At 34.7% G+C, this 9,024-nt stretch carries 7 protein-coding genes and 3 pseudogenes; 7 read left to right on the top strand and 3 right to left on the bottom strand.

Annotation, left to right across the window (positions count from 1 at the left end):
• Nucleotides 1-148, bottom strand: a 148-nt coding sequence (locus A9G31_RS09250) for a transposase (protein WP_141671418.1), incomplete at its 3' end; no start/stop codon positions are given.
• A 155-nt stretch (nucleotides 149-303) separates the two neighbouring features.
• On the opposite strand from A9G31_RS09250, the pseudogene A9G31_RS09255 reads away from it, so the two are divergent.
• The 7 genes and pseudogenes from A9G31_RS09255 to A9G31_RS09285 form a co-directional block, all read left to right on the top strand.
• Nucleotides 304-818: pseudogene (locus A9G31_RS09255) on the top strand (MFS transporter TsgA); the annotation flags it as partial.
• A 24-nt stretch (nucleotides 819-842) separates the two neighbouring features.
• Nucleotides 843-1,610 (top strand): annotated as a pseudogene (locus tag A9G31_RS09260) (nucleoside-specific channel-forming Tsx family protein).
• Between the two features lie 64 nt (nucleotides 1,611-1,674).
• Nucleotides 1,675-2,362 (top strand): annotated as a pseudogene (locus A9G31_RS09265) (Crp/Fnr family transcriptional regulator).
• 194 nt (nucleotides 2,363-2,556) lie between these two features.
• Nucleotides 2,557-4,194 carry a glutamine hydrolyzing CTP synthase gene (gene pyrG / locus A9G31_RS09270; RefSeq protein WP_065561398.1) on the top strand — a complete coding sequence of 546 codons (1,638 nt, stop codon included), beginning with the start codon at nucleotides 2,557-2,559 and terminating at the stop codon, nucleotides 4,192-4,194.
• Nucleotides 4,195-4,241: 47 nt separating this feature from the next.
• The gene (gene eno / locus A9G31_RS09275; RefSeq protein ID WP_065561399.1) at nucleotides 4,242-5,543 is read left to right on the top strand and encodes a phosphopyruvate hydratase; all 1,302 of its coding nucleotides are present in this window, start codon (nucleotides 4,242-4,244) and stop codon (nucleotides 5,541-5,543) included.
• A gap of 242 nt (nucleotides 5,544-5,785) precedes the next feature.
• Nucleotides 5,786-6,712, top strand: coding sequence for a VirK/YbjX family protein (locus A9G31_RS09280; RefSeq protein WP_176700384.1), 927 nt, complete (start codon nucleotides 5,786-5,788; stop codon nucleotides 6,710-6,712).
• An 81-nt stretch (nucleotides 6,713-6,793) separates the two neighbouring features.
• Nucleotides 6,794-7,702, top strand: a complete 909-nt coding sequence (locus A9G31_RS09285) for a lysine exporter LysO family protein (protein ID WP_065561401.1) — start codon at nucleotides 6,794-6,796, stop codon at nucleotides 7,700-7,702.
• Between the two features lie 38 nt (nucleotides 7,703-7,740).
• Here the strand turns inward: A9G31_RS09285 and A9G31_RS09290 are convergent, their stop codons facing one another.
• Both A9G31_RS09290 and A9G31_RS09295 read right to left on the bottom strand, forming a co-directional pair.
• Nucleotides 7,741-8,277 (bottom strand): methylated-DNA--[protein]-cysteine S-methyltransferase, encoded by a 537-nt coding sequence (locus A9G31_RS09290; protein WP_065561402.1) that lies wholly within the window; start codon nucleotides 8,275-8,277, stop codon nucleotides 7,741-7,743.
• A gap of 58 nt (nucleotides 8,278-8,335) precedes the next feature.
• On the bottom strand, nucleotides 8,336-9,024 hold a 689-nt coding region (locus A9G31_RS09295), incomplete at its 5' end, for an IS3 family transposase (protein ID WP_065559869.1).

A 9,024-nucleotide genomic window follows, 5' to 3' on the forward strand; every position in this document is an offset into this window, starting at 1 on the left:
AATCTCGCCAAGGAATACCGGTTCTCATTCGGAAAAGGATCCCTTCAAACGTCATCCGATGCTCGGATTTATTATAAACTCGGCCGGTATTTTTCATTATTTGTAGTAGCTTTTCCCACCGTTTATCTGTTAGCATTGTTCTTGGCATGATGAATCGAGTTATGGTTGTTTTTGGCTGAATTATTATAACTCACATCATGCCGTCTAAAAAATAATCATGAAAGATCAACACGCCCTATTATATCTACTAATTTTGATTTAATGGTAGCACCTAAAGTGGTTAAAAAACAGAAGAATAATCAAAAGTCAGAATGGAATTTTGGTATTTTATCTGCAGGTTTAGGTCTGTTTTTAGCTATGCTGGCTTTATATACTTTTTTAACTTGGGCAACATTATTACGCAATATTGGGCTGCAGCATTAATAGGAGCATTAGTTTCAACCGTTATTGTTTCACGCATTAAAATTCATCACTTTTTTATAACAATTATTCTATTAGCCTTTGTGATAACTATTGCTATTGTTAATACTCAAAATCTTAACTGCATTAGTTATTATACTTATTGTTATGGATTTGTTTGTTCTGCACTATATAACTCTTTTGTCGCCTATGGGGTTACGTTTGTTAAAAATGCCTCAAGTAAAAATGTATCTTTTATTTTAGTTAGCGGTAGTGCTGGCGCGATGTTTAGCCCTGCAATTAGTTCTTTATTCCAAGAATATTTTGGTACTCAAATTATTATGAATGCAATTCCAGCTTTTTACGCGATTATTATTGTAATGTTGGTTATTTCTCAGTTGTTGAAACGAAAAAAGTAACCTTAAGTGAAAGGAAATATCTCGATGAATTATTATAATTTTTTACAATCAGTTCTAAGTTATTTTTTGATTTGTTTTGGGCTTTATACTGTTAATGCCAACGCTGCCGATTATAAAGATGGTAATTTACATAAGAATGATTATGGTTGGTTGCAGTTAAATTTGATGCAAAGTATCGATGCCAAATTACCTTATAATATAAAAAATGATACTTATCTTGAAACTGAGTTTGGTGCTCGATATGGTGGTGATAATTTCTTTGCTAAAATTTCGCCAAGGATTTCTCTTGATGCTTTACTTCAATCGGGTTTTTCGTTTGGCGCAATTAAAGAATTGTATATTGCTAATGTGAATAATATTGGTGATCGAGAATTGTTTGAACAATATTTAGGGCTAGGGGCTGATGTTGATATGCCATGGTTTGGTATTATGGGAATGAACTTATATGCACGCTATGTTCGTGAAAATTATAACGAACCTAACGAAGGCAAATGGGATGGTTATATGTATTCAACAAATTGGTCAAAGCCAATTTATCAATTTACTAATCAAGACAAGATTAACTATCAAGGTTATTTTGATTATCAATTTGGTGCTAATAAAATAACTAATAACTCACTTTATAGCAATAATGCTATTGAATGGTATAACGGATTTTACTAGCACACTGATCATATGGCACTAGGTTATGGTTTAAAGTATTTTCGTAATATGTCTTTGATTAAAAATAACTCCGGTGCAGGAAAAACTAGTGGTATCGGCCATTATTTAAGTCTTAGCTATAAATTTTAATTAAAATAATGTTCTATTTTTAAATAATTAAATGGTAGGTTGTACGGCGGTGGTATAAGATTATATGCAGTTGAAATCTTTGAATAAAGGTCGTTTTGGTACATATTGGCAGAATAATAATTTGATTGAATCTATTATTGAACAATGTATTGTTGAAAAAAATTGTCGATGAAAAATCGATTCTATTTCGACAAGGTTGTAAGATTAATGATTTAATTATGGTCTATAACGGAACTATCTCAATTCGTTATGAAGCCGCTAATGGCCGTCGCTTTCACCTTGGAACACTTGATTGTGATGAACATATTTTTGGTGAAATGGAGTTTTTTACTGGATATCTATGTCAATTTGATATTATTGCTAAAGAAGCGTTAACAGTGTCAATTGTTAACGCAGATAAATTGTATCAATCGCTGATTGAACATCCTAAATTAGCACTGTTTTTTGCTAGTGCAATTGCTTTCGATTATCAAGATACATTAGATCTTTTTTTAAAAAGAATCTTATATTCAATTTGCTATAATATAGCCTTCGATCTTTATCAGCACTATTTAAATATACATTCTGTCAGTAATTTTCAGAAAAACTATCTTGAAGCTGAGCGTTTTGGAGCTACAGATCGAGTTTATCGCCGTGCTGTCAATGAGCTAATTAAGTTAGATATTGTTGAAAAAAGTGAAGGAAAATTAGAAATCAAAAATATAGATAAACTTAAAGAATTTATTAAATGTAAGGGCAAAATTCCAGTTTGAATATCTAATACATGCAGACACAATTGTACTGACTCATACAATTAAAACATCAGTTAAAATTAATTATTCAATTGTGGGACAAGGCAGATTCTGTTATACTGCATTCCCGTCTGATTCTTGTTTGTTGTATTGGTTTTTATGCTTTAAAAATCGATGCGACATTGTTCTTATAAATTAATAATGGTCTGGTATTAATGGTCACGAATTATATTTTTGTTACAGGCGGTGTCGTTTCTTCCCTAGGTAAAGGCATTGCCGCAGCATCACTTGCTGCAATCTTAGAAGCCCGCAATTTAAATGTCACCATGCTCAAACTTGATCCCTATATCAATGTCGATCCAGGTACAATGAGTCCTATTCAACATGGTGAAGTGTTTGTGACTGAAGATGGTGCAGAAACCGATCTTGATTTAGGTCATTATGAACGTTTTATTCGCACTAAAATGACGCGAAAAAATAATTTCACTACAGGACGTATTTATTCTGATGTGTTACGAAAAGAGCGACGTGGTGATTATTTAGGGGCTACGGTTCAAGTTATTCCTCATATCACTAATGCAATTAAATCACGTGTAATTGATGGAGCAAAAGGTTTTGACGTTGCAATTGTTGAAATTGGTGGTACTGTTGGTGATATTGAATCACTTCCGTTTTTAGAAGCGATTCGTCAATTAGCGGTTGATGTTGGCCGTGAACATACATTATTTATGCACTTAACGTTAGTACCTTATTTGGCCTCTGCTGGTGAAGTCAAAACCAAACCTACGCAACATTCAGTAAAAGAGTTGTTGTCAATTGGTATTCAACCCGATGTATTAATTTGTCGATCCGATCGCATTATTCCTGCTCATGAACGAGCTAAAATTGCACTATTTTGTAACGTGCCTGAGCGTGCAGTGATTTCACTTAAAGATGTCGATTCTATTTATAAAATTCCGGCATTATTAAAATCACAAAACTTAGATACTTTTGTTTGTAAACGTTTCAATCTTGATTGTAAAGAGGCCGATCTTTCTCAATGGGAACAAGTCATTTATGAAGAAGCGAACCCAGTTGGTGAAGTGACTATTGGTATGGTGGGTAAATATATTGCTTTACCCGATGCCTATAAATCAGTGAATGAAGCATTAAAACACGGTGGATTAAAAAATCGTTTAACGGTGAATATCCGTTATATTGATTCAGAAGATCTTGAGTCACGTGGTACTGATTTGCTAGAAGGTTTAGATGCTATCTTAATTCCTGGTGGATTTGGTTATCGTGGTGTTGAAGGCAAAATTATGGCAGCTCGCTATGCCCGTGAAAACAAGATCCCGTACTTAGGTATCTGCCTTGGTTTACAAGTGGCTATGATCGAATATGCACGTAATGTTGCGGGTATTAAAGATGCAAATTCAACCGAATTTGTGAAAGATTGCGCAAGTCCAATTATTGCTTTAATTACTGAGTGGAGTGATCAGTCAGGTAATGTTGTGCAACGTAATGAAAACAGCGATTTAGGCGGTACAATGCGTTTAGGGTCTCAGATTTGTCATTTAGAGCCAAATTCATTAGTATACGGTATGTATAAAAATGAATCGATTACCGAGCGTCATCGACATCGTTATGAAGTAAATAATAATTTATTACCTGAAGTGGTTAAAGCTGGGTTAAAGGTTACCGGTCTTTCAACGGATAGAAAGTTGGTTGAGATTATCGAAATCCCAGATCATCCATGGTTTGTTGCGTGTCAGTTCCATCCAGAATTCACATCAACACCACGAGATGGACATCCACTATTTAGTAGTTTTATAAAAGCTGCCAAAGCTTATCAAGAGCAGCAACAAAAATAGTTTTAAATTAACATTTGTAATATATCTGTCATATAGAGGAAAATAACATGGCAAAAATCGTTAAAGTACATGGTCGTGAAGTGATCGACTCTCGCGGTAATCCAACTGTTGAAGCGGAAGTTCATTTAGAAGGTGGATTTGTTGGTCTTGCAATCGTGCCATCTGGTGCGTCAACAGGTTCACGTGAAGCGTTAGAACTTCGTGATGGTGACAAATCTCGCTTTTTAGGTAAAGGCGTATTAAAAGCGGTTGAAAACGTTAACGGCCCAATTGCTAAAGCTGTAGTGGGTAAAGATGCGTTAGATCAAGCCGCTGTCGACCAAGCTATGCTTGACTTAGATGGAACTGATTTTAAATCTAATTTAGGTGCTAACTCAATTCTTGCTGTATCTTTAGCAACGGCTAAAGCAGCTGCAGCAGCTAAAGGTGTGCCACTTTATCAACACATTGCTGACCTTAATGGTACTCCAGGTCAATATTCAATGCCATTACCTATGATGAACATCATCAACGGTGGTGAGCACGCTGATAATAACATCGACTTACAAGAATTTATGATTCAACCAGTTGGTGCTAAAACAGTACGCGAAGCAATCCGTATGGGTTCAGAAGTATTCCACAACTTAGCAAAAGTTTTACATGCTAAAGGTATGAATACTGCTGTTGGTGATGAAGGTGGTTTTGCGCCTAACTTAGGTTCAAATGCTGAAGCTTTAGCATGTATTAAAGAAGCAGTGGAAAAAGCAGGTTATGTTTTAGGTAAAGACATCACTTTAGCAATGGACTGTGCGGCTTCTGAATTCTATAACAAAGAAACTGGTAAATATGTATTGAAAGGTGAGGGTAACAAAGAATTCACTGCTCAAGAATTTACTCATTACTTAGAAGGTTTAACTAATGAATATCCAATCGTATCAATCGAAGACGGTTTAGATGAAAGCGATTGGGAAGGTTGGGCTTACCAAACTCAAGCACTAGGTCACAAAATCCAATTAGTGGGTGATGATCTATTTGTGACTAATACTAAAATCTTCAAGCAAGGTATTGAAAAAGGTATCGCTAACTCTATCTTAGTTAAAGTAAACCAAATCGGTACATTAACTGAGTCTATCGCTGCAGTTAAAATGGCGAAAGATGCAGGCTATACTGCAGTTATTTCTCACCGTAGCGGTGAAACCGAAGATTCAACAATTGCTGATTTAGCAGTAGGTTTAGCAGCAGGTCAAATCAAAACTGGTTCAATGAGCCGTTCTGACCGTGTTGCTAAATATAACCAATTAATCCGTATTGAAGAAGCTTTAGGTTCAAAAGCACCATTCAACGGTTTAAAAGAAGTTAAAGGTCAATAATTCTTTTTTATAAAAGATATTATTGCTTAAAAAACGGTGACTAGCTCACCGTTTTTTATTTTTATTTAATTTAATCTTACATAATCATAGGAACAGTTGCACCAACTTAGGTTGTGTTGTACTCTTATCGTTTGATTTTTTTATGGCTGATTATAAATATCAATGCGTATTGATTTAATCGCCAGTAATTGACAGAATAACTAACTCGATTTTAATTTCTACTTATGAATAATATTACGAATATGTCTAGGCCAAAAAGTAAATGGCAACTTTTTAACTGGCTTTATACTGGTAAATTACCATTAAACGAATTATGGCTTAATCCGACTTATCGTTATAAGTTTTTTTTCAGAACCTTGTTTTTAAGTCCAATCACTTTAAAATGGCTTGATAAATTAAGACAGTACCCACTACTTGGCGATTATTTTTCGTGCCAAACAAATTTGCCGTGTAAATTACAGCGTCCTTATTTAGCTTCTTGCTTGAGTCAAAAAGCCCGTTATGACGCTTTGGCATATCACTATGATTTTTTAGCTAAACAACCTGACAGCGTAAGCAAGGCTTTTTATAATCCACAATTGCCTTTTGTATTGGCTGATGTAACGGTTAAAAATGAACAAAGCATTCAAATAGCAGTGCAAGCCCGTAATAAATTTGCAAGAGAGGGCGAAATCAGCCTTTATTTTTATGATAGTGATGGCATCGACTTAGCCACTTTGACGTTTTCAATCGTAGAATATCAAGGTAAGCCAACACTATTTATTGCAGGATTACAAGGCACAGGACATGATGATGCGCGCACGCGTGTGCAAAAAGCAACTAAAGCGTGCTATGGGTTGTTTCCTAAACGTATTGCTGTTGAGGCTGCGTTGACGGTTGCACGTTATTATCAGTTAACGCAAATTGTTGCTGTGGGCAATAAAACTCATATATATAATAATTGGCGTTATAACAGTCGTCAGGAGCGAATTTTGTCTGATTATGATGATTTTTGGTTAACACTTGATAGCAAACAAGATGCCAATGGTTTATTTATATTACCAAGCCAAACTAATCGAAAATCCATTGAAGAAATCGCCAGTAAAAAACGTTCAGAATATCGAAATCGTTACGCTTTATTGGATCAGCTTCAACTTAATATTGAGCAAAAATTAACATCATTGACTTAATGATTAGCAGTAACATTTTAAAACATAGGTTTGATCCCATTATTTAAAAAATAAAAATCAGGAATAGTTAAGGAATAAAATATGTATTTTGGTATTCTTATTGCGTTAGTGCCATTGTTTATTGGTTATTTAATTAAGATTAAAAATGATAATTTGATGACCAAGATTAACCAAACATTGAGTTGGATGGTTTACCTTATTTTATTCATTATGGGATCTGAACTTGCACATTTAGATAACTTAACTACAAATTTACAAATGATTTTATGTTATACCGGTGTTCTTTTTGTTTGTACATTTGGCGGTAATTTTGTTGTTTTAATTATTTTTGATTATTTTCTTTCTACCAAAGCATATAAAACAGATCAAACTTACGAATCACGTTTTAAAATGATTTTTGAGTCATTGCGTGTTTGTATTGCATTAATTATTGGGTTTATTTGCGGATTATTTCCATTATTTATTTGGCAATATTCAGAAATTACCACACAAGTTGTATTGGTTTTTTTATTATTTTTAGTCGGTATTCAATTGCGCAGTAATAATATTTCAATTAAGCACATTCTGCTCAATAAAATAGGCATAATTACAACGCTAGTAGTTACGATAAGTGCATTTTTGGGGGGCATTGTTGCGTCATTTGTTTTAGATTTGCCCGCACGAGTTGGTCTTGCTATGTCATCGGGTTTTGGTTGGTATTCGTTATCGGGTATTTTAATGGCAGAAGCCCATGGTCCAGTTATTGGTAGTGCTACGTTTTTAAATGATATTCTGCGTGAATTATGCGCAATTATTTTAATCCCAACACTAATTAAACGCTACCAATTAACCACATTAGGTCTGTGTGGTGCAACATCAATGGATTTTACACTCCCCATGCTACAAAAAGGTGGCGGAATAGCAATTGTACCTGCCGCTATTGCCCAAGGTTTTTTATTGACACTAATTATGCCGATATTTATTACGTTATTTAATTATGGAGCGATTTAATAAAATAAAATCATGATATTTTTTTGTTTGGGTTTTATCTAAAAACAACCATGTTTAGGAATAAAAAATGATGTAGTATCGATTCCTTCATGTTGTAGTAGTTTGATTTTTTTATCTATTCCACCAGCATAACCTGTTAAATTACCATTTGCGCCGATAACTCGGTGGCAAGGGATGATAATGGATATTGGATTATGCCCAACAGCACCGCCTACCGCTTGGCTAGACATGCTTGCTTTATTTGTTTTCAGAGCGATCTCTTTTGCAATATCGCCGTAGGTAATGACTTCGCCATAAGGGATTTTATATAACACTTCCCAGACTAATTGTCGAAAAGGCGTGCCATTTGGCGCAAGCTCTAATTGGTATGGATTCGGTCTTTTTCCTGAAAAATAATTATCAAGCCATTTTTTTGTTGAGTTAAAAATGGGTAAATTAGATTTTTCTTCTGTTTGTGTATTGAGTATGTGACCAAAATATTTTTCACCTTCAATCCAAGCCCCAACGAGCTTATTTTGTTGACTGGCTAGGGTTATTAGTCCCACTGGAGATGAATAATTGCATAAATAAAACATATTGACCTTTTAGTAATATTTTGGTATGTCCACACTTTTTAGTACCAAAAAGATAAGGTCATCGATTTCTTTTGTATTCAATCGGCGACTGGTAATTTAATGTTGAATGAAGTCGATTATAATTAAACCAATCCACATAGTGATTAAATTCCAATTTAAGTTGCGCCAGTGAATCAAAAATAGTATTTGACACAAATTCTGTTTTCACTGCTTTGAATGTGCTTTCTGCAATTGCGTTATCATAGGGGCAGCCTTTGCGACTTAAGGACCGTTTAATTCCAAATGCTGTTAAACATTCATCAATCAAATGATTATCAAACTCTTTTCCTCTATCAGAATGAAACAACTCAATCGTCTGTAAGTTCATTGGAATTTGACTCATAGCTTGCATGACCAGTGCCGCTGTTTTATGCCTGCCAGCACTTCGCCCCACTATTTCTCGATTACTGATATCAACAATTACACAAAGGTAGTGCCAACGTTGTTTAACCCTTACATAGGTTAAATCGGTCACCAATATTTTTCGTGGTTGACCTATATTAAATTCTCGATTCAGTTCATTCCCCACCGGCGATTCATTGCTTTTTTCTGTATGAATACAATATTTTTTACAGGTGTATTTCGAAACCCAGCCATTTTTCGCCATGATTCGACCTATTCGGCGTCGAGATACGGTTATGCCTTGCTTTCTCAGCTCTGCTTGCAGACGCCTTGTACCATAAGCACGATAATTAGTATTAAAAATTT

The sequence above is a fragment of the Gilliamella sp. Gris1-4 genome (assembly GCF_001690335.1).
GTDB lineage: Bacteria > Pseudomonadota > Gammaproteobacteria > Enterobacterales > Orbaceae > Gilliamella > Gilliamella apicola_P.